This is a genomic window from Streptococcus sp. W151, from assembly GCF_053010205.1.
Map to the genome: position 1 here is coordinate 163,223 of NZ_JBRKNT010000001.1, position 25,060 is coordinate 188,282.

Genomic DNA, 25,060 nt, shown 5'->3' on the forward strand with positions numbered 1-25,060 from the left:
CAGAAAGGAACGTGAATGAAGAAAAATCATTTTTGGACGATCCACCTGGATTATTCGATCATTGGAATTGTCTTCACCCTACTTATGATTGGGATCTTATCCGTTTATGTGGCAGTTTCTCATGATTATCCCCGAATGGTGTGGCCTTTTTTGGGGCAGCAATTGGCCTGGATTGGTGTGGGATGTATCATTTGCCTGATTGTGACGATTTTTAGTACGAAATTTCTTTGGAAAATCACTCCCTTTCTTTACCTACTAGGCTTGGCCTTGATGGTTCTTCCTCTTGTTTTTTATAATCCAAACTTGGTGGCTTCAACAGGAGCAAAAAACTGGGTAGCTTATGGAAACATCACCTTATTTCAGCCTTCAGAATTTATGAAGATTCCCTTCATCCTGATGCTGTCACGTTCTATTGTTCGATTTTTACAAAGAAATAAGGGGCGTGAGCGATTGTTACGACAAGATTGGTTTTTAATTCTAGAGTTGACTATCTATACTATTCCGGTCTTTGCCTTATTGGCCCTCCAGCAGGACTTGGGAACGGCCTTAGTATTCTTGGCCATCTTTGCGGGCTTAGTGCTCGTTTCAGGAGTTTCCTGGAAAATTATCTTGCCGGTCATCTTGCTTCTGGCAGGTGGGTTAGCAGGCTTTCTCTTTCTCTTTCTATCAGAAGGGGGTCGGGCTTTTCTGCACCAGCAAGTAGGGATGCCAACCTACCAAATGAACCGTATTTTAGCCTGGTTAAATCCTTTTGACTATGCACAAACAACCACCTACCAGCAGGCACAAGGACAGCTAGCCATTGCCAGTGGTGGCCTCTTTGGTCAAGGATTTAATGTATCTAATTTATTGGTTCCCGTAAGGGAAAGTGATATGATTTTTACAGTAGTAGCAGAAGACTTTGGCTTTGTTGGAGCTCTTGTGCTGTTGATTTTATATGTGACCCTGATTTACCGTATTTTAAAAATCACCCTCCAGTCCAACAACCAATTTTATACCTATATTTCCATCGGATTTATTATGATGCTGGTCTTTCATATTTTTGAAAATGTCGGAGCGGTAACGGGCCTTCTTCCCTTGACGGGGATTCCTCTCCCCTTTATCTCACAAGGAGGCTCCTCTATTATTAGTAATCTGATTGGTATTGGTCTAGTACTCTCAATATATAATCATAGTAGTAAAAAGAAAGGACTAGAAGAAGAGGTTCCAATCCGTAAAAAAGTAGTCCTTAAAAAGGCGCAATAGTTAGAAAGAAGGAATGAAAATGAAAAAAGTAGCAACGATTTTAGCAAACGGTTTTGAAGAAATTGAAGCCTTGACCATTGTCGATGTTTTGAGACGTGCTGGGATTGACTGCGACCTCATTGGCATGGAAGAAACAGTCACAGGTTCTCACCAAATTACAGTGGAAGTAGATCGCCTTTGGAATGGAGATCTTTCAGATTATGATGGAATCTTCTTACCAGGTGGGATGCCAGGAGCAGCGAATTTGAGGGACAATGCAGAATTGATCACAGCCCTTCAGGAAGAAAGTGGCAAAGGAAAAACCATCTCTGCAATTTGTGCTGCTCCCATTGTTTTGGCGCGTGCAGGTCTCTTAAAAGATAAACACTATACGTGTTACGATGGCTTTGAAGAAGAGATTCAAGATGGCCATTATCAGAAAGAAACAGTGGTGAAAGACGGTAATCTTCTCACCAGTCGTGGTCCTTCAACAGCCCTAGCCTTAGCTTATGCCTTGGTGGATCATTTTGGAGGAGATGCCCAAAGCCTTCGGAAAGGAATGCTCTATCAGGACGTCTTTGGAGATGCATAAAAGGGCTCTTTTGGACACAACGGTTTCTGGTGATAGATCACTTTTTATAGTGTGAAAAGAGTTTTATTTGATTTAAAATGAAATGACCGTAAAAAATGGCTAAAATCCCCCCTAAATGAGGGTTTTAGCTTATTTTTTTTGTCCATTTGTGGTATAATATTGACTATGAATTATCATGATTTTATATGGGATCTTGGTGGGACGCTATTGGATAATTACGAAACGTCCACAAATGCCTTTGTAGCGACATTGAAGGACTTTCACATCCAAGCCGATCATGATTCTGTTTATGCAGCGTTAAAAATCTCAACACAGGATGCAATCCATACCTTTGCGCCTCATATTCCTAATTTTCGGACGGAATACAAGAAAAAAGAAGCCTTAGGTTTGCAAGATCCGGTTTTATTTGATGGAGCAAAAGAGTTACTAGAAGAGATTCAAGCACATGGAGGACGTCATTTTTTGGTATCTCATCGAGATCGCCAAGTTTTGACCCTTATTGATCAGACGGGCATTGCTCCCTTCTTTACTGAGATTGTAACAGCAGACGAGGGCTTTCCTCGCAAGCCAGATCCAACCTCGATGCTCTATTTGAAAGAAAAATATGGCATTCAAGACGGTCTGGTCATTGGAGATCGTCCGATTGATATAGAAGCTGGGAAGGCGGCAGGGATGACAACTTATTTATTTGATACCATGCTCCACTTACACCAGTTTATATTTGAATAGAAAAGGGAAATTATGACAGAGGATAAACAGCAAGAAATTCAAGCGCAAGAATATGATGCCAGTCAGATTCAGGTCTTGGAAGGACTAGAAGCCGTTCGCATGCGTCCGGGAATGTATATTGGATCTACCTCAAAAGAAGGTCTTCATCATCTGGTCTGGGAAATTGTAGATAACTCGATTGACGAAGCCTTAGCCGGTTTTGCTAGCCATATTGAAGTTTTCATTGAAAAAGACAATTCTATCACGGTTGTCGATGATGGTCGGGGAATTCCAGTGGATATCCAAGAAAAGACGGGTCGACCTGCCGTTGAAACTGTCTTTACCGTGCTCCACGCGGGAGGAAAATTCGGCGGAGGTGGCTACAAGGTTTCTGGTGGTCTTCACGGGGTAGGGTCATCTGTTGTCAATGCCCTTTCCACATCCCTCGATGTTCGCGTCTATAAAAACGGCAGTATCCATTACCAAGAGTATCGTCGTGGACAAGTTGTGGATGATTTGAAAGTCATCGGAGAGACAGATCGGACAGGGACAACTGTTCACTTTATTCCAGATCCAGAAATCTTCACGGAAACGACTGAGTATGATTTTGAAAAATTAAACAAACGGATTCAAGAATTAGCCTTTTTGAATCGTGGTTTGCGTATTTCCTTGACGGATAAGCGCGAAGGCTTAGAGCAGGAAAAGCATTACCACTACGAAGGTGGGATCTCTAGTTACGTCGAATACATCAATGAAAATAAAGATGTCATCTTTGAAACACCCATCTATACAGATGGGGAAATGGATGATATTACCGTTGAAGTGGCGATGCAATATACTACGGGCTACCATGAAACCGTCATGAGTTTTGCTAATAACATCCATACCCATGAAGGTGGTACCCACGAGCAAGGTTTCCGTACAGCCCTCACTCGTGTCATCAATGATTACGCTAAGAAAAATAAACTCTTAAAAGAAAATGAAGACAATTTAACAGGTGAGGATGTTCGGGAAGGTTTAACAGCAGTTATCTCAGTTAAACATCCAAACCCACAGTTTGAAGGACAAACCAAGACAAAGCTTGGAAATTCAGAAGTTGTAAAAATTACCAATCGACTCTTTAGTGATGCCTTTTCTGATTTCCTTTTGGAAAATCCACAAATCGCTAAGAAAATCGTTGAAAAAGGGATTTTAGCAGCTAAAGCTAGGGTAGCAGCTAAGCGGGCACGGGAAGTGACCCGTAAGAAATCGGGACTTGAGATCTCTAACCTGCCTGGTAAATTGGCTGACTGTTCTTCAAACAACCCACAAGAAACAGAACTCTTCATTGTCGAAGGGGATTCGGCTGGAGGATCTGCTAAATCAGGTCGGAATCGTGAATTTCAGGCAATTCTTCCAATCCGTGGTAAAATTTTGAACGTTGAAAAAGCAAGTATGGACAAGATTCTTGCCAATGAAGAGATCCGTAGTTTATTTACTGCTATGGGAACTGGATTTGGTGCTGAATTTGATGTCACAAAAGCGCGTTATCAAAAATTAGTCATCATGACCGATGCCGATGTCGATGGCGCACATATTCGAACCCTTCTGTTGACCTTGATCTATCGCTATATGAAACCAGTCTTGGAAGCGGGATATGTTTATATTGCGCAACCACCAATCTATGGGGTCAAAGTCGGTAGTGAGATCAAAGAATATATCCAACCTGGTGCGAACCAAGAAGCAGAATTAGCTGCAGCTTTGGAACGCTACTCAGAAGGTCGCTCAAAACCAACCATCCAACGCTACAAAGGTCTTGGGGAAATGGATGATCACCAATTATGGGAAACAACCATGAACCCCGAACACCGCTTAATGGCACGGGTATCAGTAGACGATGCTGCGGAAGCAGATAAGATATTTGATATGTTGATGGGGGACCGCGTGGAACCACGTCGGGAATTTATCGAAGAAAACGCTGAATATAGTACACTCGATGTATAAAATTCAACGAACGCTTCCCATTAATGGATATTTTATGGTATAATTACAAGGATTACGTTCAAGTAATACGATGAAGGAGTTTTTATATGTCTAGTGGACTAATTGTTCTCATCTTTATTGTCGCCCTTATCTTGATTGTAGGATATGTGGTTGCAGTAATTTTGAGAAAACGAAACGAGGCCTTACTGGCAGCACTGGAAGAACGAAAAGAAAAGTTATATAACCTTCCGGTCAACGATGAAGTTGAGGCCGTAAAAAACATGCATTTGATTGGTCAAAGTCAAGTTGCATTTCGTGAATGGAATCAAAAATGGGTAGATTTATCCTTAAATTCATTTGCTGATATTGAAAATAATTTGTTTGAGGCGGAAGGCTACAATAATTCTTTCCGTTTCATGAAGGCTAAACAAGCTATTGACAATATCGAAAGTCAGATCCAGTTGATCGACGAAGATATCAAAGCGATTCGCCAGGCCCTTTCAGATCTTGAAGAGCAAGAACAAAAAAATAGCGGACGCGTGGTTCATACCTTAGATATGTTTGAAGAACTTCAAAAAGAAGTCACTTCAGATCCAGATCGTTATGGCAGTGCACTTCCTGAAATTGAAAAGCAAATTGGAAATATTCAATCTGAGTTTTCACAATTTGTCACCTTGAATTCTTCAGGTGACCCTGTTGAAGCAGCTGAAATCCTTGATACAGCTGAGAATCATATTGTGGCCTTAAAACAAATTGTTGAGCGAGTGCCAGAAATTGTCACCGCTCTTCAGTCAAAACTTCCAGACCAATTAGAGGATTTGGAAAGTGGCTACCGCAAGCTTTTGGAATCGGGCTACCACTTCACTGAAACAGATATTGAATCTCGTTTCCAACAGTTGCATGCTTCCTTGAAGAACAATATGGCAAATGTATCCGCGCTTGAATTGGACAATGCTATTTACGAAAATGAGCAAATTCAAGAGGAAATCGATGCATTGTATCACATCTTTACTCGTGAAATCGAATCACAAAAAGTCGTGAAGAAGTTAGTGAAACAACTGCCTGGCTATTTGAAACACGCAAAAGATAACAATAGCAACCTTGCAGCAGAAGTGGAACGCCTTGGTAAAACATTCGTCTTGAATGAAGCTTTCAGTCAACAATTAAAAGAGTTAGAAGCTGAGTTATCTTCACAAGAAAATGTGGTAGAAGATGCCTTGAAAGATTCATCTGAAACACAAAAAGCTTATTCTATCGTAGAAGAAGAGTTAGAAGCTATTGAGGCTCGCTTGAAAGAAATCGAAGATGAGCAAATCAGCTTAAGTGATTCCCTTTCAAAAATTGAAAAAGACGATGCCAATGCTCGCCAAAAAGTCAACATCTATGCCAACCGTTTGCATGCCATTAAACGCTATATGGACAAGCGAAACTTGCCAGGAATCCCTCAAGAATTCTTGGAATTATTCTTTACAGCAAGCAACAATACAGAGACTTTGATGGATGAGTTGGAAGGGGATAAAATCAACATCGAATCAACCAATCGTTTGTTAGATATTTTGACAAATGATATGAATGAATTGGAAGAAGCGACTTATCGAATTGTACAAAATGCTACTTTAACCGAGCAGTTATTGCAATACTCAAACCGTTACCGTTCATTTGATGATCATGTGCAAGCAGCTTTTGATGAATCCCTTTATATTTTCGAAAGAGAATATGACTATGCAGCTTCCTTTAAAGTCATCTCAGATGCTTTGGAGATGGTAGAAGCTGGCGTAACAGATCGCTTTGTTACTTCGTATGAAAAAACTCGGGAGCAAATTCGCTTCTAATAACAAAAAAACGACTTTTTAGGAGGTCGTTTTTTTATCTTCAAATGATCATTGAAACTTGAAATTTAAACCCTATTTTTGTATAGTAAGGGAGAAATAAGAAAGGAAAGCGATGAAAGAAGTAACAGGTCTCCTCGTTATGGATGTAGATGGAACTTTGATTCAACAAGAAGGAATTGATTTACTAGCTCAAGAAGCTGGCGCGGGAGAAAAAGTAGCAGAGATAACAGCACAAGCAATGAATGGAGAGCTGGATTTTAAAGCGTCTTTACAGGCGCGTGTCGCTTTATTGAAAGGATTAGAGGCCTCTATTTTTCCGAAAATTTTGGAGCAGATTGAAGTCACACCAGGAGCTGAAAGCTTAATCACGGAACTTCATCAAAGCGGTTACAAGGTTGGACTTGTTTCAGGGGGATTTCATGAAGTCATCGATCCTATCGCGAGGTCTTTAGGAATTGATCTGGTTCGTGCTAATCGTTTGCAGACTTTTGATGGCCGTCTGACGGGGAAAGTGCTCGGAGAGATTGTGACCCCTGAAAGAAAAAAAGACTCCCTCCTGACATGGGCGAGAGAAAATCATATTCCACGAAGTCAGACGATTGCTATGGGAGATGGTGCCAATGATCTTCCTATGATTGAAACAGCCGGAATCGGGATTGCCTTTATGGCAAAGCCGATCGTAGCCGAACGAGCTCCATACCGTATTGAGACGAGGGATCTAAGCCTTGTTCTTGAAATTCTAGACCAGCATAGAAAGGAAACAGTATGCATATCCTACTAGCACCGGATTCATTTAAAGAATCCTTATCCGCCAAACAAGTAGCAGAAGCCTTAAAAAAAGGATTTCAAGAGGCTCTACCAGATACAACTTTTGACCTCCTTCCCATAGGGGATGGTGGCGAAGGAACAATGGATACACTTGCTGGCGTTCTGAATTTAACCAAGAAGCATACTCAGGTAACAGGACCATTTGGGAAGCCTGTTTCAATGGCTTACTACCAAAAAGATGAGATGGCATTTTTTGAGATGGCCTCTCTTGTTGGCTTAGGCTCTATCCCAGCTGAAAAACGCAATCCACTAGAACTAGAGACACGAGGAATTGGTGAACTGATTTTGCAATTGGTTGACCAAGGGGTTAAAATGATCTGTGTGGGAATTGGTGGTTCAGCGACCAATGATGGTGGGATTGGGATGGCAGCCGGACTAGGGGTAGCCTTCTATGATGATCAAGGTCATATGCTTCGTCCTGTAGGAGCTTCGATCGGTCGTGTGGATAGAATAGATACCAGTGCGGTTCCAAAAGCTTTACAAGACATCGAGCTCCAGGTCTTAACGGATGTCACCAATCCTCTCTGTGGCAGTCAAGGAGCAACCTATATCTTTGGCGGGCAAAAGGGATTGAATCCCCTTCTGTTTCCAGCAGTTGATCAAGCTATGGAGGATTTTTATCAGCTAGTTGATCCCCGAATCTTGTCTATGGCTGGCGTTGGAGCTGGAGGTGGCATGGCAGCAGGCTTAGTCGCTTTTGCGGGAGGTCAGATTTCATCAGGAATTGAGAAAAGTCTCGATTTAATTGATTTTGATACCAAAGTTCAAAAAGCGGATCTGGTCGTCGTGGGAGAAGGTAGGATGGACCTCCAATCTCTGTCTGGAAAAGCTCCTGTCGGGGTAGCCAAACGAACACCAGAGAAGATCCCAGTGCTTGCTATTTGTGGTAGCTTAGCGTACGATTTGCCAGCATTCCCAAGTCATCATATTGAGGCTGCCTTCTCTATTGTACCAGGTCCTTGTGAGGTGGCAGATGCACTCACTCATACTGAAAAAAATCTGATTTCCTGTGCTCGAAATATTGGTAACCTCTTAAAAATGAAAGCAAACTAAAAAACCAATTGAAAAGGAAATTCCTTTTCAATTGGTTCTTTCTTTAGCCAAAGAGGCGTTTCCAAAATGATTTTTTTTCAGGTGCTGTGCTCTCTTCGTTCTTTTCAAACAAATTTGGATACTGGAGGCTGATATCGGTTGGAGAAATTCCAGATGGATGATCAGTATGGATGATGAGACCAAAGGGAGAGTGGCGACAGTCATCTGAAACAATGCTTGCCACAAGACCAAGATCCTTTGTTTTTTTCAAATATTGAAGTTGGCTACTTTCATCCAAGGCAGGCGAAATCTTGACCAATACAGGTTCAAAGCGTTCTGAAATGTTCGTAAGAATTGAAGAATAGTGCTCCAAATAGAGATTGTCCCTTGCCTCCTCCAAGGTATATGAAGCAATCACACGCTCCTCATATGTCTCCAAAAATCGACGCTGTTCATCAGGATTGAACCGAGTAGGACCAGCAGCTTTTTCTAAAATCGTTTTATTAATATCTGTCATAAATTTAGTATAGCATAAAGCGTAGCAGAAGAGTAGAAGAATGCTAAAAAATTAAATAAGGAGGAGAAATGGAAGAAAATAAGACAGTGGAACCGTTTTCTTGTTAAAAACTTCTCAATTTTCGTAGATTTCCTTGTTTTTTCTTGAAAAAATGTCCTAATTACGATATGATAGAGGAGTAAAAAATATAACTCAATAAGGAGAGTAAGAAATGTCAATTATTACTGATGTTTACGCTCGCGAAGTCCTAGACTCACGCGGTAACCCAACACTTGAAGTAGAAGTTTATACTGAATCAGGTGCTTTCGGACGTGGTATGGTTCCATCAGGAGCTTCTACTGGTGAACACGAAGCAGTAGAACTTCGCGACGGTGACAAATCTCGTTACGGTGGTCTTGGAACTCAAAAAGCTGTTGATAATGTAAACAACATCATTGCTGAAGCAATCATCGGCTACGATGTACGTGACCAACAAGCTATTGACCGTGCAATGATCGCTCTTGACGGTACTCCTAACAAAGGTAAATTGGGAGCTAACGCTATCCTTGGTGTGTCTATCGCTGTAGCTCGTGCTGCTGCTGACTACCTTGAAATCCCACTTTACAGCTACCTTGGTGGATTCAACACTAAAGTTCTTCCAACTCCAATGATGAACATCATCAATGGTGGATCTCACTCAGATGCTCCAATCGCTTTCCAAGAATTCATGATCGTACCTGCTGGTGCACCTACATTCAAAGAAGCTCTTCGTTGGGGTGCTGAAATCTTCCACGCACTTAAGAAAATCCTTAAAGGTCGTGGTCTTGAAACAGCCGTTGGTGACGAAGGTGGATTCGCTCCTCGTTTCGACGGAACTGAAGATGGTGTTGAAACTATCATCGCTGCTATCGAAGCTGCTGGTTATGTTCCAGGTAAAGACGTATTTATCGGATTTGACTGTGCATCATCAGAATTCTACGATAAAGAACGCAAAGTTTACGATTACACTAAATTCGAAGGTGAAGGAGCTGCTGTCCGCACTGCTGCTGAACAAATCGACTACCTTGAAGGATTGGTAAACAAATACCCAATCGTCACTATCGAAGATGGTATGGACGAAAACGACTGGGACGGTTGGAAAGCTCTTACTGAACGTCTTGGTGGTAAAGTTCAATTGGTTGGTGACGACTTCTTCGTAACAAACACTGATTACCTTTCACGTGGTATCGAAGAAGGTGCTGCTAACTCAATCCTTATCAAAGTTAACCAAATCGGTACTCTTACTGAAACATTCGACGCTATTGAAATGGCGAAAGAAGCTGGTTACACTGCCGTTGTATCACACCGTTCAGGTGAAACTGAAGATTCAACAATCGCTGATATCGCAGTTGCAACAAACGCAGGACAAATCAAGACTGGTTCACTTTCACGTACAGACCGTATCGCTAAATACAACCAATTGCTTCGCATCGAAGATCAACTTGGTGAAGTAGCTGAATACCGTGGATTGAAATCATTCTACAACTTGAAAAAATAAGCTAGTTTACTAGACTAAAAAGATCCTTGAGTTTTCTCAAGGATCTTTTTTTGCGATCAGCTCAAACAAAAACTCCTCAACTAAAGCGTTGCGGAGTCGTATTATTAGAACAAGCCTTTGATTTTGTCCAAGGCACCGCTGACCATTTCATTTCCAGAAACAAGCCCTTTTGCTTGTTCAAGGTAGTCACCGAGGTTGTCTTTGTTGTCTTCAACAAATTTCTTTGCAGCGTCGAAATCTTTCTTTTCGATCATTTCTTTTACTTGGTTAAATAAGTCCATTGGATTCATGCTTGGATCTCCTAAAATATAAGTTATGAAATCAGGCTCGCGCCTTTTTCTCATTTATTTAATCATTTTTTTAGAGCTTTGACAACTAAAACGACTTAATGAAAAACAGTGCAAACAGCCTCTGGGACATAGAAGTCGTGGGATAGGAGAGTCAATTTTCCACTAGCTAGATCTCGCTTGAAGACGCTTGCGTTAGGTGAATCTTGATGGGCTGCGATGAGGTAGTTTTGATCTGGACTAATAGTGAAATCACGTGGATTGAGCCCTTGGCTTGGAACAATTTCAATGAGTTCTAAGCTGCCATCTGCTACAACTTTAAATACAGCGATAGAATTGTGAGCACGGTTAGATGCATAAAGGAATTTTCCATCGGCTGAAAGCTTGATAGCAGAAGCCCATTTTTGACCATCGTAGTCTGATGGAAGTGTGGAAACGGTTTGAAAGTGTTCGAATTCACCCATACCGTCATAAAATAGGACGTTGATTGTAGCATTTAATTCATTGATGAGATAAGCAGTCTTGTAGTGGGGATGAAAGACAAGGTGACGAGGTCCTGCACCTGGAGCTGTTTGGTACTGATTGATCAGGGTAAGTTTTCCTTCCTCACTGACATCATAGACATGCAAACTGTCTGTTCCTAGGTCAGACGTGATCAGATACTGATCTGGCGTAAGGTCTGCAAAGTGGGCATGCGGACTTGCTTGATTGGCGTGGGGACCACTTCCTTGGTGAGTGTCCTCATCGACAAAGGACAAATGCCCATCTGCCTCTATCTTGTATACGAGAACTTGCCCTTTGTGATAGTTAGCTCCATAGACTAGTTGACGATTTTCATCGACAGAGACATAGCAGAGTGGAGCCCCCTCTTCAACAACGTGATTGAGTGGTTGAAAGTCGGGTGTAAAACTAGCGATCCCCCCTTTGTCCTCTTCAGCTCCTACACTATAAAGATTGCCTTTTTTAGAAAAAGCGATATAGGTAGGATTAGGCTCATTGGCAACGAGCTGGAGATCGCTCAAGTTCCCTGTTTCAGGGTCAAATGCTGCCTTGTAAATTCCTTTGGATTCTTTTTTGGTATAGGTACCGAAATAAATTGATTGAGACATAGGTCACCTCGTAAGATTTGTTAGGTTTATTATATCAAAGGTCCTATTGGAAGGCAATTGCTAGTTGAAGAAGGGAGAGGTCTTTCTGATTTTACTAGTTTTTTCGTAACTTCGCGCTCAAAAAATGCTAAAATAGATACATGTTGAAATGAAAAGGAGTTTTCCGTGGATAATAAAGAAAAACAGTTTAGTATGTCCTGGTTTTTTAGATGGTTTTTAGACAACAAGGCTATTACCGTATTTTTAGTTACCTTACTCTTGGGTCTGAACCTCTTGGTCTTGAGTAAGATCACCTTTATTTTTATTCCGATTTTTGAGTTTGCAGGAGCTGTCATGCTGCCAGTCATTATTTCTGGTTTGCTCTATTACTTGCTCAATCCTATTGTCGACTTTCTTGAAAGAAAAGGTCTTAAGCGGATTTATGCGATTTCCTTCGTCTTTTTCTTGATTGCAGTGCTCTTAATCTGGGGTCTGGCTGTCGTGATTCCAGCTGTCCAACGACAAGTGGTGAGTTTCTTTCATAACCTGCCAACTTATTTGGAGAAGGCCAATGCAACCATTGACGATTTTCTAGACAATCGCGTCTCCTCAGATATCAAACCTCAGTTAGATGAGATCACCAAGGAATTGTCTGCAAACATTACTTCTTGGGCCAGTTCGATCTCTGGGCGGGCTGTCAATTGGGTCAGCAACTTGATCGGAGTTGCATCACAAGTTATTGTTGCCTTGATCATCATGCCTTTTATTGTCTTTTATCTTCTGCGAGATGGAAAAAACTTAAAGGGTCATATTGTTCGCTTCTTGCCAACTAAGATTCGGAAATCAGCTGAACAAGTTCTCTCAGATGTCAATACCCAGCTCTCTAACTATGTTCGAGGACAAATTACGGTAGCCATTGTTGTAGCGATCATGTTTATCCTCTTCTTTAAAATCATTGGCTTGCGCTATGCAGTGACACTTGGGATCTCTGCGGGGATTTTGAATTTGATCCCTTACTTAGGTAGTTTTTTGGCTATGTTGCCTGCTATGGTCTTAGGTTTGGTGGCAGGACCGGAGATGTTTATCAAGGTCTTAATTGTATTTGCAGTGGAGCAAACCATTGAAGGACGTTTCGTATCACCTTTGGTTTTGGGAAGTCAGTTAAATATCCATCCGATTACCATTTTATTTGTTCTATTGACGTCAGGATCTATGTTTGGAATCTGGGGAGTTTTCCTTGGAATTCCAGTCTATGCATCTGCTAAGGTTGTTATCGGAGCTATCTTTGAATGGTATAAGGTCGTCAGTGGCTTGTATGAAGAACACAATGAAATAGAAGAGGAAACACAGAGTGAGTCATAGTCAACAAATGGTAGAGGCTCTTGATCAGCAAGAGCTAGAAGAAGCAGAAGTTCAATTTCAACAGGCCTTGTTAGAAGATAGTGAAGCGCAACTATTGGATTTGGGTCAATATCTTGAAAGTATCGGTTTTTACCCTCAGGCAAAAGAGGTTTATGAACAGATTGCAGAAACCTATCCAGAAGTATATCTGAGTTTGGCAACCATCCTTGCAGAGGAAGGGCAAACGGAAGAGGCCTTTGCTTATTTAGAAGAAATTGGCCCTGAGTCTAACTGGTATGTAGCCAGTCTCTTGGTCAAGGCTGATCTCTATCAGCTGGAAGGTCTCGCAGATGTGGCGCGTGAAAAATTAGTTGAAGCAGCCAGTCTGTCTGATGATCCGATCATTCAATTAGGGCTTGCAGAAATTGATCTGGAATTGGAACGCTACCAAGAAGCTATCCAAGAGTATGCCCAGTTGGACAATCGGGAGATTTTGGAAGCGACGGGGATTTCTACCTATCAACGGATTGGTTTTGCCTATGCCAATCTTGGTAAGTTTGAAGCAGCTGTGCCCTTCTTAGAGAAAGCTCTGGAGATTGAGTTTGATGACCAGATTGCTTACGAATTAGCGACCTTATTGTCAGACCAAGAAGAATACCAAAAAGCCCTGATCTACTACAAACAAATTGACACCTTGTCGCCTGATTTTGAAGGCTATGAGTACGGGTATGCCTTGGCCTTACAGGCAGAAAATGACCGTGAAAAAGCGCTTGAAATCGCCAAACAAGGGATTGAGAAGAATCCATTTGACGCACAGTTGAAGCTCCTTGCCTCCCAGCTTTCTTATGAGCTCCACCAGCCTGAACAGGCAGAAACTTATCTGTTGGAAGCTAAAGAAGTGGCAGATGATCTCGAAGAGATTGCTCTTCGCCTCACTACCCTTTATTTAGAACAGGAGCGTTTTGATGAAGTCTTAGATTGGCAAAATGAAGAAGTCGAAACGGTTGTCACCCGTTGGAACATTGCCCGTGCTTTGGCTGCCTTAGAGAAAACAGAAGAAGCCGTATCAGCCTACCAAGAGCTCTATGAGGACTTGAAGGACAATCCAGAATTCCTCGAAACCTATGTTTATCTGTTGCGTGAAGCTGGCGATGTGACAAGGACGCGTGAAGTGGCCAACCAGTATTTGGCGATCGTACCAGACGATGTGCAGATGCAAACCATCTATGATAGCCTCTAATAAAACCATATCGTGAAGTTTCGGAACAGTTTGTGATATACTGGTAGAAGATAGAATGAGGAGAGAAAAACATGGAACCAGTGAAACTTTTTCAATACAATACCTTGGGTGCCCTAATGGCGGGTCTGTACGGGGGTTCATTTACGATTGGAGAACTCTTGGAACATGGGGATCTAGGAGTTGGAACGCTTGATTCTATTGATGGAGAGTTGATCGTATTAGATGGAAAGGCTTATCAGGCTAAGGGATCAGGCGACCATCCTGAAATTGTCGAAGTTTCTCCTGATGCCAAGGTTCCTTATGCAGCAGTTGTTCCTCACCAAGCAGAAGTGATTTTCCGTCAACGCTTTGAAATGACGGACGAGGAATTGGAAGCTCGTATTGAGTCTTATTACGATGGCGAAAATCTTTTTCGCTCCATTAAGATTCGTGGTGACTTTGTCAAGATGCATGTCCGTATGATTCCAAAATCAACACCAGAGATGAAGTTTGCAGAGGTTGCAACCCATCAGCCAGAGTATACACGGGAAAATGTCACAGGGACCATCGTCGGCTTTTGGACACCAGAAATTTTCCATGGCGTGAGTGTGGCAGGATACCATTTGCACTTTATTTCAGATGACCACACCTTTGGTGGCCATGTTATGGATTTTGTCATCTCAGAAGGGATTGTAGAGGTGGGGGCTATCGATCAGCTGGATCAACGTTTCCCAGTCCAAGACCGTCAGTACCTCTTTGCCAAATTTAATGTCGATGAGGTCAAAGAAGACATCAATAAAGCAGAATAAAAGGTTGAGCGTCGCTCAACCTTTTATTTTTGAAATCAGTCTGTTAGTTTCATGGCTTTGATTTTTTCTTCTTCTGGGGTAACCCGCAGAGTCTTCTGGCCGGTATAGGTCACAAAGCCTGGTTTTCCGCCGGTTGGTTTATTGAGTTTCTTGGCTTCGATCATATCGACTTGGACCAGATTTGAGAGACGGGCCTTGGAATAGTAGGCGGCCAACTCTGCGGCATCGGTCTTCACTTCATCCGTCGGATCGAGATTTCCTGTAATGACGACATGGCTGCCTGGGATATCTTTGGCATGGAACCAGAGTTCGTCTTTTTTAGCGATCTTAAAGGTCAGTTCATCGTTTTGCAGATTATTGCGACCCACTAAAATGATGGTTTTGCCATCACTAGCCAGGTATTTTTCTGGTTTTTTCCGTTTATGGATTTTTTCTCGGTTGCGCCGTTTGATAAAGCCGGTCTGGATTAACTCTTCACGAATCTCTGCCACCTCAGCCAGGCTCGCTTGGGAAAGGGCCGTTTCAACCGTTTCAAGATAAGAAATGGTTTCCTTGGTTTCTTGAATGAGGATGGTCAAATGTTTGACGGCTTCTTTTAACTTCTGGTAGCGTTTGAAGTAGCGTTGCGCATTTTGGTTGGGGGTCAGAGCCTTATTGAGTTGGATGGTGATGGGTTCGTTGGTATAGTAATTGTCCAGGACAACCTGGTCTTGGTCGTTTGGTATCTGATGGAGGAAAGTTGTCAACAATTCTCCTTTTTGGCGGAACTCTTCTGCATTGTCGGTCGCTGCTAACTCGGCTTCTTGTTTGGCTAATTTTTTCCGGTTCTTTTCAAGATCGTTTTCGACCTTGCGGATCAATTCACTGGCCTGTTGTTGCACCCGATCGCGCTCAGCCTTGTCTCGGTAATAGTCATCTAGCAGATCTGAAAGTGTCTCAAACGTTTGACTGGTCGCATCTGCAAAGGGGATGGCCGAGAAGGATTTGGTCGTTAGGCGAGGCTCAGAAGGTGTCTTGAAAAAGGCACGGAAGGTCTTTAATTTTTCATCTGTCTCAAGTCGCTTGGCTAATTCTTGAGCCGTATCTCGCCCCAAACCTTGGAAACATTTTTGAAGGTTTTTGGGACTTAACTCTTCCTTGTGAAGAAGGGCGAAGAGGGCTTCATCTCCAATTGTAAAAGGATTGACCGCGTCGGTTTTCGGAGGGGCTACATAGGTTGATCCAGGAAGAATGGTCCGGTAGCTATTTTGTGAGAAGCCGACATGTTTGATGGCCTCGATGATTTTATTGCTGGTCCGGTCTAGGAGAATAATATTACTGTGCTTGCCCATGATTTCGATCATCAAGCTGACAGAAATGGCATCTCCAATTTCGTTTTTATTGGAGACACGGATTTCGAGAATCCGGTCGTTCTCCAATTGCTCAATCCCTTCGATGACAGCGCCTTGAAGATATTTACGCATGACCATAATAAAGGTATTAGGAAAGGCAGGATTTTCAAAGTTGGTCTGGGTCCGTTGGATCCGTCCAAAGACAGAATGGGCAGAGAGCAAGAGTTTTTGGTTTTTCCGATTGCCTCGGATTTGGAGTACCAATTCTTGCTCGAAAGGTTGATTTATTTTTTGAATGCGACCACTTAAGAGTTCAGCCTTCAATTCGTGGACCATATGGTGTAAAAAAAATCCATCAAAAGACATGGGATTCCTCATCATTCTAGCTGTTATTCTAGTAAATTATATCAAAAATAGAGCGGAAATCCCAGAAAGAAGCAAGGAGATGTAATATAGAAAATGCGAACGTTTCCAAAAAAATACTGAAAAAGTATTGACATTTTTGAAAGAAAACTTTAAAATGTAAGAAATTAGAAAAGTAGTAAATGAAAGTTTCAAGAGAGCCCACGGTTGCTGAGAGTGGGTAGCGGCAGTTTATGAAATTGGACTAATGATGAGATGAATTTGAAACAATAAAAATTCGGTTGGCACACCTTATCGTGCAACTTGTTGCTAGACAAGACAGAGATATAGGGAGAGACTATCCTTTTCCCATAAGTGAGGTGGCACCGCGATGACACGTCCTCACATAGCTTTTGCTATGTGTGGGCGTGTTTTTTGTTTTAGATGAGAAGGGAGAAAAGATATGAAGAAACGATGGCGTCGCATTCTTTAGAGGATGAAAAATAGAAGAAAATGAAAGAATAGAAGAGGTAGTAAAATGAAAAATAAACGATTAATGGGAATTATTGGTTTGATTGCAGCAGCAGTCATTGGGACAGCGATCTATTCAGCTACAGCAGGTAAGGACAACAAGGCAGCAACTAGCAATGAAAAGGCTAAAGTCGGTGTCTTGCAGTTGGTCAGCCACCCTTCGCTTGATTTGATCTACAAGGGGATTCAAGATGGTCTAGCTGAAGAAGGCTATGACAAGGACAAGGTTGAGATTGACTTCCTCAATGCAGAAGGCGACCAAAACAAGGTTGCAACCATGAGTAAACAATTGGTAGACAAGGATAACCAAGTCTTGATTGGAATCGCAACCCCATCTGCTCAAGGTTTGGCCAGTGCAACTAAAGACAAACCAATTGTCATGGGAGCCATCACCGATCCAGTCGGTGCAAACTTGGTCAAAGATTTGAAAAAACCAGGTGGCAATATCACAGGGGTATCTGACCACAATCCAACGGAGCAACAATTGAAATTGATCAAAGAGTTGACTCCAAACGTAAAAACAATCGGTGCCCTTTACTCAACCAGTGAAGACAATTCTAAATCTCAAGTAGAAGAATTTACAAAATTGGCTGAAAAAGCAGGTTTCAAGGTGATTCCTTACTCTGTACCTTCAACAAACGAAGTTGCTTCAACAGTTTCTGTCATGACTGGTAAAGTCGATGCCATCTGGGTTCCAATCGATAATACCATCGCATCAGCCTTCTCAACTGTTGTTGAAGCCAACAAAACAGCTAAAAAACCAATCTTCCCAAGTGCGACAGCCATGGTAGAAGCGGGTGGCCTTGGTTCAGTCGTTGTCGATCAACATGATCTTGGGGTAGCAACTGGTAAAATGGCTGCCAAGATCTTGAAAGGTCAAAAACCTGCAGACACACCTGTTGAAATCTTTAGCCAAGGAAAATCTGTTATCAATAAAAAAGTCGCAGATGAATTGGGTATTACTATTCCAGAATCTGTCTTGAAAGATGCTGGACAAGTCATTAAATAAAAACGAAACGAATCACAAGAGTGGCGGGAGAATTAGGCTTTGGCAGGTCTTTCAATCGGGACCTTTGAGGAGAAAAAAATGAAAGTCAAGCTAACGGATCTTCATCCGACCCAACTATATTTATCAGAAAAGAAGTTACATGATATCCAGATGCTTGATCAGTCGGCAGAAATCATCAATATGGATCCAATTAGTGTTCTTGCATTTGGAGATCATTTGTTGATTACAGACGGGCATCACAGGGCTTATCAGGCTTTATTGGCAGGTCGGGATACGATTTCTGCTGAGTTTGATAGAGATGGTGGCGATGCCTTGTATGCTCTCTATGCGCAAGCTTGCGAGGAAAGAAAGATAACCTCTGTTTTGGATTTAAAACATCGTATCTTACCTCAAGATGAGTATGAAGCAAAATGGTATAACTGGTGTGATGGTTTTAACCAAGCAGCAACTCTTCTATTGAAAAGGAAAGCAGATGAAGCAGACCAGGAAAATAGATAATGCATTGCGTCCTGTTCCTTCTTCTATTGAAATTAGTCTCATCTAACTTGTTTTTTAACTAAAAATCTGATAAACTAGATAGTAATTGAATAGAAATCTGCAAGACTAGTACCTCAAGGGAAGTGCGACAGGGAGAAGAGCCGTGACTGAAAGCTCTTTGCATGAAAGCTGGGTGAATTCACTTGCGCAAGGATTTAGAAATTAAGGTCTGGTTTACAGATAAAAAACGGATGGTACCGCGTGTCAACGCTCCGATTAGGAGGAGGCACGCGGTTTTTTTCTATGTCTGTAGAGGGACCATGATGGAGGAAATATGTCAACGATTGAAGAACAACTAAAAGCGCTTCGAGAAGAAACGCTGGCAGCCTTGAAGCAGATCTCTGCTGAAAATGAAAAAGAGATGCAAGAACTACGGGTCTCTGTCCTTGGGAAAAAAGGATCTCTGACTGAAATCCTCAAAGGGATGAAAGATGTATCTGCTGAGATGCGTCCAGTCATCGGAAAACACGTTAATGAAGCCCGCGATGTGTTGACGGCTGCCTTTGAAGAAACGGCCAAACTCTTGGAAGAAAAGAAAGTGGAGGCTAAACTAGCTAGCGAAAGCATCGATGTGACCCTTCCAGGTCGTCCAGTTGCTAGTGGTTACCGTCATATCTTGACACAAACTAGTGAAGAAATCGAAGATATCTTTATCGGGATGGGCTACCAAGTCGTAGACGGCTTTGAAGTAGAGCAAGACTATTATAACTTTGAACGGATGAATCTGCCTAAAGATCACCCAGCGCGGGATATGCAGGATACCTTCTATATCACAGAAGAAATCTTGCTTCGGACCCATACCTCACCAGTACAGGCGCGGGCCATGGATGCGCATGACTTTAGCAAGGGACCATTGAAGATGATCTCTCCAGGGCGGGTTTTCCGTCGGGATACAGATGATGCGACCCACAGCCACCAGTTCCATCAGATCGAAGGTTTGGTCGTTGGGAAAAACATCTCTATGGCCGACCTTCAAGGAACGCTTCAATTGATCGTGCAAAAGATGTTTGGTGCAGAACGTCAAATCCGTTTGCGTCCTTCTTACTTCCCATTCACTGAGCCATCGGTTGAAGTGGACGTTTCTTGCTTCAAGTGTGGTGGAGCTGGATGTAACGTATGTAAGAAAACTGGTTGGATTGAAATCATGGGAGCTGGTATGGTTCACCCACGCGTCCTTGAGATGAGTGGGATTGATCCAACAATCTATTCAGGATTTGCCTTTGGACTTGGTCAAGAGCGTGTGGCCATGCTTCGTTACGGAATCAATGATATCCGTGGCTTCTATCAAGGGGATGTTCGCTTCTCAGAACAGTTTAAATAATCATGTTAGTTAGAGTAAAAATCGATCAATTAGAGACCTTACGTGACCTAGAAGTGGAAACCTATCGGGATACCTTTGGTCCCTATATTGTTGAAGAAGATTTGGAAGATTACTTCTCTACTGTGCTCTCTTTGGAGCAAATTGAGAAGGATCTGCTAGATCCAGAATCCGAAACCTATTTTGTCCTCAATGAAGAACAAGAAATCTGTGGTTTTCTCAAGATCAACTGGGGGCAAGCGCAGACGGAACCAGTAGAGATGGACAAGTCCTTTGAGATCCAACGGATCTATGTCAAGAAGGAATGTCATGGGGCTGGTTTCGGCAAGGAAATGTTTACCTTTGCGCTGGATCAAGCCAAGAGCCGTGGCTTTGAGTGGGCTTGGTTAGGTGTCTGGGAACGCAATTTTAAGGCGCAAGATTTTTACTACCGTTTTGGATTTGAACGATTTAGTGAACATGAGTATATCACCGGAGATACCGTGGATACAGACTGGTTGTTGAGAAAGAAATTGATCTAGAAGGAACAAGAAACTTCTATTCTAGAGAAGGGGAGGTTACTAGGCCTACCTAAGCTAGCCTCGAGCTGGAAAACACAAAATGAAAGGATCAAAACGAGGGTGGATGGAGATCTAGGAAAGATAACTAGATTTCTGCTTAGCCCTTGGTATCTTACATATGTTAGTTAGTTATAAATGGTTAAAACAATTGGTGGACGTGGATGTGCCATCAGAAGAGTTGGCTGAAAAAATGTCAACTACAGGGATCGAAGTAGAAGGTGTGGAATCGCCTGCTGATGGTCTCTCAAAAATTGTCGTCGGAGAAGTCTTGTCTTGCGAAGATGTGCCAGAGACACACCTTCATGTCTGCCAAGTCAATGTGGGTGAAGAAGAAGCGCGTCAAATCGTCTGTGGAGCACCAAATGTGCAAGCAGGTATCAAGGTTATGGTGGCTCTTCCAGGTGCTCGCATCGCAGATAACTACAAGATTAAAAAAGGGAAAATCCGTGGTTTGGAATCCCTTGGGATGATCTGTTCACTTGGTGAGTTGGGCATTTCTGACTCCGTTGTACCGAAAGAATTTGCAGATGGGATCCAAATCTTGCCAGAGGATGCTGTTCCAGGAGAAGAAGTCTTCTCTTACCTAGACTTGGATGATGAAATCGTCGAGCTTTCTATCACTCCAAACCGTGCAGACGCACTTTCTATGCGTGGGGTAGCTCACGAAGTAGCAGCTATCTATGACAAGACAGTGACCTTCAAAGACTTTACCTTGACCGAAACGGACCAAGCTGCAGCAGATGCTCTTTCTGTCAGCATCGACACAGACAAGGCTCCTTATTATGCAGCTCGTATCTTGGACAATGTAACCATTGCACCAAGTCCACAATGGTTGCAAAACCTCCTCATGAACGAAGGGATTCGTCCCATCAATAATGTCGTCGACGTGACCAACTATATCCTGCTTTACTTTGGTCAGCCTATGCATGCCTTCGACTTGGATACCTTTGAAGGAAACGACATCCGTGTGCGTGAAGCACGTGCTGGCGAAAAATTGGTTACCTTGGATGGGGAAGAGCGTGAGTTAGAAACAAGTGACCTCGTGATTACGGTTGCTGATAAACCAGTTGCCCTTGCGGGTGTCATGGGTGGTGAGGCAACAGAAATCTCTGAAAACTCTAGTCGTGTTGTCCTTGAAGCGGCTGTCTTCAATGGCAAATCGATCCGTAAGACCAGCGGTCGCCTCAACCTTCGTTCTGAATCATCTTCTCGCTTTGAAAAAGGGATCAACGTGGCAACCGTTAATGAAGCCCTTGATGCGGCAGCAAGCATGATTGCTGAATTGGCGGGTGCAACCGTGCGTAAGGGCATCGTTTCAGCAGGCCAGTTGGATACTTCAGATGTGGAAGTTTCTTCCACTCTTGCAGACGTGAACCGTGTCCTTGGAACAGAGCTTTCCTACGCGGATGTCGAAGATGTCTTCCGTCGTCTTGGTTTTGGCCTTTCTGGAAATGCAGAAAGCTTCACAGTCAGCGTTCCTCGTCGCCGTTGGGACATCACTATCGAAGCGGACCTCTTTGAAGAAATTGCTCGGATTTATGGTTATGACAAATTACCAGCAACCCTTCCAAAAGATGACGGGACGGCCGGTGAATTGACAGCGACACAAAAATTGCGTCGTCAGGTTCGGACTATTGCTGAAGGGGCTGGATTGACAGAAATCATCACCTATGCTCTGACAACTCCTGAAAAAGCCGTGGAGTTCACGACTGCGCCAAGTAACTTAACAGAGCTCATGTGGCCAATGACTGTGGATCGTTCAGTCCTTCGTCAAAATATGATCTCAGGAATCTTGGATACTGTAGCTTATAATGTCGCTCGTAAGAACAAAGATTTGGCCCTCTATGAGATCGGAAAAGTCTTTGAACAGACAGGCAATCCAAAAGAAGAGTTGCCAAACGAAATCAATAGCTTTGCCTTTGCTTTGACAGGTTTAGTTGCTGAAAAAGATTTCCAAACAGCAGCGGTTCCAGTTGATTTCTTCTATGCTAAGGGAATCTTGGAAGCTCTATTTGCTCGCTTGGGTCTTGAAGTGACTTATACAGCAACACAAGAAATCAAGAGTCTCCACCCAGGACGTACAGCCTTGATCTCACTTGGTGACCAGGTGATTGGGGTCTTGGGACAAGTCCACCCTGTAACCGCTAAGGCTTACGATATTCCAGAAACTTATGTAGCAGAATTGAACTTATCTGCTATTGAAGCTGCTCTTCAACCGGCCGCAGCCTTTGTGGAAATCACCAAATTCCCAGCTGTGAGCCGTGATATCGCCCTTCTCCTCAAAGCAGAAGTGACTCACCAAGAGGTAGTCGATGCCATTCAAGCTGCAGGTGTGAAACGCTTAACAGACATCAAGCTTTTTGACGTCTTCTCCGGTGAAAAACTAGGAGTCGGCATGAAGTCTATGGCCTACAGCCTGACCTTCCAAAATCCAGAAGATAGCTTGACGGATGAAGAAGTCGCACGCTACATGGAAAAAATCCAAGCGTCACTTGAAGAAAAAGTCAATGCAGAAGTGCGTTAAGATGTAGTTCAAAACAGTTGAGACATGTTCTCAGCTGTTTTTGTTTTGTATTTTAAAAATTACAATCTTCTTACAAGTTTGTGAAAAGATTTACAAATGTTATAGGATGGTTTATAATAGAAGAATAAACATTTAGTAGATTTACTGAAAAAAGGAAGGAGAATGGGGATGCTAAATATGAGAAAACCTATCCTATCACTTGTTGGTTTGTTAGCAGTGGCTAGCCTAATCGGATGTCAGGAGGCAAGTCGAAAGAAAGAAGATTCAAAGGAACTAAGTCAAGAACAAATCATTGACAAGGGGCTCAATGCTTTTGAACACCTCAAGGATGGGAAAATTAAACTGGAGAGCAAGATTGAGAGAGAATTTAGTGAACCAACGAGTGATGGGGATACACACGTAGTATATACTCCGACTTTTGAAGGTTCTTTTGAATTAAAGCCAGTGAGGGTACGTGGGGTATATACTAACAGAGGTATGAGTAACGAAGAGTATTACGATGCCTTTCATAAGTATTCTAGACCAAAAGACTCATCAGAGTGGGAAATGTTTCCTTATTCTCAAGAAAATAAACAACCTATCGGGGTAAATCAAGAGGCCATTCGTTTCTTTCAAACACAGAAAGACAAGTTTGAGGTGACCAAGAAAAAGGATCAGTATATCTTAACCTATAAGAGTAAGGATGTCAATCATTTACTAGAACCAAATGACAACGTGTTGCAAGGTCCTGTTCCAATAGGAGTTAGTTATTCTGAAAATTCAGAAGGGAGCTACCAGATAGACCTCATCGTTTCTAAGGAGAACTTGACACCTTTAGGTGTTACTTATACTTGTACTTCTAATTCATCTTTTGCGAAAGAAAAATTAACGTGTATGATTACCTATTCAAAACAAAATACTGGTATCCAAGTAGAAGTACCAGAAGCTGTTGAAAAATTGGGTGGTATTTAGTTCAAAAGGAGTGAAGATATGAAACATAAAAGAAAATTATCAGTGTTTCTCTTATCTCTTCTTGCTTGTCTATTCCTTTCAGCTTGTCAACCGGCAACAACTCCTTCAAAGGAAACGACACAAGATAGTGGGAGTAAAGATGTGAAAACGTATATCCAAGCCATGAGAGATGCAAAAAATATGGAATATGTCAGTAAAATTTATCGAAAGAATCTACTTGAGGTAAAAGGTTTACAATCACTAATGTATGAAACAACCTTACGACATGGGAAAATTCAGTTTGACCCTCAAGTATATAATGAATTTTATACGAAAGATGGAGGAAATGGATCTACGATAGACAGTGATTCAGACCATTTTCGAAGCCTTGCCAATAAAATAGGTTCTACAGGATATGGGGCTACCATTTTGAGACTATATTCTCCTGAAAAAGGGGTTCTGTATAAAAAAATAAAGAAGGGAGACGATAGTTGGACTTGGAATAGAGTGGAAGAAGTTACAGTACCAGCCCTAAAATATCAAAATATAAAAGATCCAGAAGTGGGGCGTCATGAACTCATTTTGAAACTCTATGAGAAATATGCAGATCGATTTAAAAAAACTGTCGATGGTCAGTATATCTATCTTGAATTTAAGGGTGATGTTAAGAAAGATATTGATCAAATTGGAGAATTTCAAAGCACTTTGTTAGATAGTGAGCTTTACACCAAAGCGAAAAATGAGATTCAGTCCGTTAAGTTGCACATTTATTTGTCTATGAAGAAAGAGTCCTCAAATAAAGAAAGCAAATTAGTTCCTAGCGAAGCTAGGATTCAATTAGATACCAAATTGGAGAATGATGAAGGAAGAACGGTGAACAATGAGGATCATTTTGAATTTACTTATCGAGATATTAACCAGATAAATGAAATCAAAGCTCCCCAAGATTTTAATATTGTAGAGAATTAAATAGGAGGATAGAAAAACCATTGGTTCAATTGACCAATGGTTTTTTGCTTTTCT

At 42.1% G+C, this 25,060-nt stretch carries 22 protein-coding genes and 1 other annotated feature; of the genes, 18 read left to right on the forward strand and 4 right to left on the reverse strand.

Annotated elements, in window-relative coordinates:
- The first annotated feature begins 15 nt into the window (after positions 1-15).
- The 7 genes from ACVC7Q_RS00760 (at position 16) to ACVC7Q_RS00790 (ending at position 8,199) form a co-directional block, all read left to right on the forward strand.
- Entirely contained in the window at positions 16-1,245 is a 1,230-nt protein-coding gene (locus ACVC7Q_RS00760; protein ID WP_447264446.1) for an FtsW/RodA/SpoVE family cell cycle protein, read from the forward strand.
- Positions 1,246-1,264: 19 nt separating this feature from the next.
- Positions 1,265-1,816, forward strand: coding sequence for a DJ-1 family glyoxalase III (locus ACVC7Q_RS00765; RefSeq protein WP_447264447.1), 552 nt, complete (start codon positions 1,265-1,267; stop codon positions 1,814-1,816).
- A 165-nt stretch (positions 1,817-1,981) separates the two neighbouring features.
- On the forward strand, positions 1,982-2,545 hold the full coding sequence (locus ACVC7Q_RS00770; protein WP_447264448.1) for an HAD-IA family hydrolase: 564 nt from the start codon (positions 1,982-1,984) through the stop codon (positions 2,543-2,545).
- A 12-nt stretch (positions 2,546-2,557) separates the two neighbouring features.
- Positions 2,558-4,507, forward strand: coding sequence for a DNA topoisomerase (ATP-hydrolyzing) subunit B (gyrB, locus tag ACVC7Q_RS00775; protein WP_049483373.1), 1,950 nt, complete (start codon positions 2,558-2,560; stop codon positions 4,505-4,507).
- Between the two features lie 86 nt (positions 4,508-4,593).
- Positions 4,594-6,318: a septation ring formation regulator EzrA gene (ezrA, locus tag ACVC7Q_RS00780; RefSeq protein ID WP_447264449.1), complete on the forward strand. Its 1,725-nt coding sequence runs from the start codon at positions 4,594-4,596 to the stop codon at positions 6,316-6,318.
- A gap of 112 nt (positions 6,319-6,430) precedes the next feature.
- Positions 6,431-7,099, forward strand: a complete 669-nt coding sequence (gene serB, locus ACVC7Q_RS00785) for a phosphoserine phosphatase SerB (protein ID WP_447264450.1) — start codon at positions 6,431-6,433, stop codon at positions 7,097-7,099.
- Positions 7,084-8,199: a glycerate kinase gene (locus ACVC7Q_RS00790; protein WP_447264451.1), complete on the forward strand. Its 1,116-nt coding sequence runs from the start codon at positions 7,084-7,086 to the stop codon at positions 8,197-8,199. Before serB ends, ACVC7Q_RS00790 begins: the two co-directional genes overlap by 16 nt.
- 43 nt (positions 8,200-8,242) lie before the next feature.
- On the opposite strand, the gene ACVC7Q_RS00795 is transcribed toward ACVC7Q_RS00790, so the two are convergent.
- On the reverse strand, positions 8,243-8,695 hold the full coding sequence (locus ACVC7Q_RS00795) for a DUF1694 domain-containing protein (RefSeq protein ID WP_447264452.1): 453 nt from the start codon (positions 8,693-8,695) through the stop codon (positions 8,243-8,245).
- Positions 8,696-8,906: 211 nt separating this feature from the next.
- Between ACVC7Q_RS00795 and eno the strand changes: the two genes are divergently transcribed.
- Positions 8,907-10,211 carry a surface-displayed alpha-enolase gene (gene eno, locus ACVC7Q_RS00800; RefSeq protein ID WP_447264453.1) on the forward strand — a complete coding sequence of 435 codons (1,305 nt, stop codon included), beginning with the start codon at positions 8,907-8,909 and terminating at the stop codon, positions 10,209-10,211.
- Between the two features lie 104 nt (positions 10,212-10,315).
- On the opposite strand, the gene ACVC7Q_RS00805 is transcribed toward eno, so the two are convergent.
- Both ACVC7Q_RS00805 and ACVC7Q_RS00810 read right to left on the reverse strand, forming a co-directional pair.
- Positions 10,316-10,501 carry a hypothetical protein gene (locus tag ACVC7Q_RS00805; RefSeq protein WP_049497454.1) on the reverse strand — a complete coding sequence of 62 codons (186 nt, stop codon included), beginning with the start codon at positions 10,499-10,501 and terminating at the stop codon, positions 10,316-10,318.
- Positions 10,502-10,596: 95 nt separating this feature from the next.
- Positions 10,597-11,607: a lactonase family protein gene (locus ACVC7Q_RS00810; protein ID WP_447264454.1), complete on the reverse strand. Its 1,011-nt coding sequence runs from the start codon at positions 11,605-11,607 to the stop codon at positions 10,597-10,599.
- Positions 11,608-11,772: 165 nt separating this feature from the next.
- Between ACVC7Q_RS00810 and ACVC7Q_RS00815 the strand changes: the two genes are divergently transcribed.
- From ACVC7Q_RS00815 to budA, 3 genes are all read left to right on the forward strand, one after another.
- Complete coding sequence (locus ACVC7Q_RS00815; protein WP_447264455.1) at positions 11,773-12,948, forward strand: AI-2E family transporter; 1,176 nt, start codon at positions 11,773-11,775, stop codon at positions 12,946-12,948.
- The gene (locus ACVC7Q_RS00820) at positions 12,938-14,167 is read left to right on the forward strand and encodes a tetratricopeptide repeat protein (RefSeq protein ID WP_447264456.1); all 1,230 of its coding nucleotides are present in this window, start codon (positions 12,938-12,940) and stop codon (positions 14,165-14,167) included. The genes ACVC7Q_RS00815 and ACVC7Q_RS00820 overlap by 11 nt, the downstream gene beginning before the upstream one ends.
- Before the next feature lie 71 nt (positions 14,168-14,238).
- Positions 14,239-14,955: an acetolactate decarboxylase gene (gene budA / locus ACVC7Q_RS00825; RefSeq protein ID WP_049486420.1), complete on the forward strand. Its 717-nt coding sequence runs from the start codon at positions 14,239-14,241 to the stop codon at positions 14,953-14,955.
- A gap of 35 nt (positions 14,956-14,990) precedes the next feature.
- Here the strand turns inward: budA and ACVC7Q_RS00830 are convergent, their stop codons facing one another.
- Positions 14,991-16,652 carry an Rqc2 family fibronectin-binding protein gene (locus ACVC7Q_RS00830; RefSeq protein ID WP_447264457.1) on the reverse strand — a complete coding sequence of 554 codons (1,662 nt, stop codon included), beginning with the start codon at positions 16,650-16,652 and terminating at the stop codon, positions 14,991-14,993.
- 150 nt (positions 16,653-16,802) lie between these two features.
- Positions 16,803-17,035, forward strand: a binding site (T-box leader).
- A gap of 131 nt (positions 17,036-17,166) precedes the next feature.
- Here ACVC7Q_RS00830 and trpX point away from each other — a divergent pair.
- The 7 genes from trpX (at position 17,167) to ACVC7Q_RS00865 (ending at position 25,006) form a co-directional block, all read left to right on the forward strand.
- Positions 17,167-18,168: a tryptophan ABC transporter substrate-binding protein gene (gene trpX, locus ACVC7Q_RS00835; protein ID WP_155198828.1), complete on the forward strand. Its 1,002-nt coding sequence runs from the start codon at positions 17,167-17,169 to the stop codon at positions 18,166-18,168.
- A 78-nt stretch (positions 18,169-18,246) separates the two neighbouring features.
- Entirely contained in the window at positions 18,247-18,666 is a 420-nt protein-coding gene (locus tag ACVC7Q_RS00840; protein WP_447264458.1) for a chromosome partitioning protein ParB, read from the forward strand.
- A 313-nt stretch (positions 18,667-18,979) separates the two neighbouring features.
- Positions 18,980-20,026 carry a phenylalanine--tRNA ligase subunit alpha gene (gene pheS, locus ACVC7Q_RS00845; protein WP_447264459.1) on the forward strand — a complete coding sequence of 349 codons (1,047 nt, stop codon included), beginning with the start codon at positions 18,980-18,982 and terminating at the stop codon, positions 20,024-20,026.
- Between the two features lie 2 nt (positions 20,027-20,028).
- The gene (locus ACVC7Q_RS00850; RefSeq protein WP_447264460.1) at positions 20,029-20,544 is read left to right on the forward strand and encodes a GNAT family N-acetyltransferase; all 516 of its coding nucleotides are present in this window, start codon (positions 20,029-20,031) and stop codon (positions 20,542-20,544) included.
- 157 nt (positions 20,545-20,701) lie between these two features.
- Positions 20,702-23,107, forward strand: a complete 2,406-nt coding sequence (gene pheT, locus ACVC7Q_RS00855) for a phenylalanine--tRNA ligase subunit beta (protein ID WP_447264461.1) — start codon at positions 20,702-20,704, stop codon at positions 23,105-23,107.
- Positions 23,108-23,275: 168 nt separating this feature from the next.
- Positions 23,276-24,058, forward strand: a complete 783-nt coding sequence (locus ACVC7Q_RS00860; RefSeq protein ID WP_447264462.1) for a DUF6612 family protein — start codon at positions 23,276-23,278, stop codon at positions 24,056-24,058.
- Between the two features lie 18 nt (positions 24,059-24,076).
- Positions 24,077-25,006 carry a hypothetical protein gene (locus ACVC7Q_RS00865; protein ID WP_447264463.1) on the forward strand — a complete coding sequence of 310 codons (930 nt, stop codon included), beginning with the start codon at positions 24,077-24,079 and terminating at the stop codon, positions 25,004-25,006.
- Positions 25,007-25,060 lie beyond the last annotated feature (54 nt).

Excerpts from the sequence above, each read along its gene's own strand:
- ACVC7Q_RS00850 (WP_447264460.1), top strand. The coding sequence starts at position 20,029 with ATGTTAGTTAGAGTAAAAATCGATCAATTAGAGACCTTACGTGACCTA.
- eno (WP_447264453.1), top strand. The coding sequence starts at position 8,907 with ATGTCAATTATTACTGATGTTTACGCTCGCGAAGTCCTAGACTCACGC.
- pheS (WP_447264459.1), top strand. The coding sequence starts at position 18,980 with ATGTCAACGATTGAAGAACAACTAAAAGCGCTTCGAGAAGAAACGCTG.
- ACVC7Q_RS00840 (WP_447264458.1), top strand. The coding sequence starts at position 18,247 with ATGAAAGTCAAGCTAACGGATCTTCATCCGACCCAACTATATTTATCA.
- ACVC7Q_RS00865 (WP_447264463.1), top strand. The coding sequence starts at position 24,077 with ATGAAACATAAAAGAAAATTATCAGTGTTTCTCTTATCTCTTCTTGCT.
- serB (WP_447264450.1), top strand. The coding sequence starts at position 6,431 with ATGAAAGAAGTAACAGGTCTCCTCGTTATGGATGTAGATGGAACTTTG.
- gyrB (WP_049483373.1), top strand. The coding sequence starts at position 2,558 with ATGACAGAGGATAAACAGCAAGAAATTCAAGCGCAAGAATATGATGCC.
- ACVC7Q_RS00795 (WP_447264452.1), bottom strand. The coding sequence starts at position 8,695 with ATGACAGATATTAATAAAACGATTTTAGAAAAAGCTGCTGGTCCTACT.
- ACVC7Q_RS00760 (WP_447264446.1), top strand. The coding sequence starts at position 16 with ATGAAGAAAAATCATTTTTGGACGATCCACCTGGATTATTCGATCATT.
- ACVC7Q_RS00830 (WP_447264457.1), bottom strand. The coding sequence starts at position 16,652 with ATGTCTTTTGATGGATTTTTTTTACACCATATGGTCCACGAATTGAAG.
- ACVC7Q_RS00770 (WP_447264448.1), top strand. The coding sequence starts at position 1,982 with ATGAATTATCATGATTTTATATGGGATCTTGGTGGGACGCTATTGGAT.
- trpX (WP_155198828.1), top strand. The coding sequence starts at position 17,167 with ATGAAAAATAAACGATTAATGGGAATTATTGGTTTGATTGCAGCAGCA.
- ezrA (WP_447264449.1), top strand. The coding sequence starts at position 4,594 with ATGTCTAGTGGACTAATTGTTCTCATCTTTATTGTCGCCCTTATCTTG.
- ACVC7Q_RS00805 (WP_049497454.1), bottom strand. The coding sequence starts at position 10,501 with ATGAATCCAATGGACTTATTTAACCAAGTAAAAGAAATGATCGAAAAG.
- ACVC7Q_RS00860 (WP_447264462.1), top strand. The coding sequence starts at position 23,276 with ATGCTAAATATGAGAAAACCTATCCTATCACTTGTTGGTTTGTTAGCA.
- budA (WP_049486420.1), top strand. The coding sequence starts at position 14,239 with ATGGAACCAGTGAAACTTTTTCAATACAATACCTTGGGTGCCCTAATG.
- ACVC7Q_RS00790 (WP_447264451.1), top strand. The coding sequence starts at position 7,084 with ATGCATATCCTACTAGCACCGGATTCATTTAAAGAATCCTTATCCGCC.
- ACVC7Q_RS00765 (WP_447264447.1), top strand. The coding sequence starts at position 1,265 with ATGAAAAAAGTAGCAACGATTTTAGCAAACGGTTTTGAAGAAATTGAA.
- pheT (WP_447264461.1), top strand. The coding sequence starts at position 20,702 with ATGTTAGTTAGTTATAAATGGTTAAAACAATTGGTGGACGTGGATGTG.
- ACVC7Q_RS00810 (WP_447264454.1), bottom strand. The coding sequence starts at position 11,607 with ATGTCTCAATCAATTTATTTCGGTACCTATACCAAAAAAGAATCCAAA.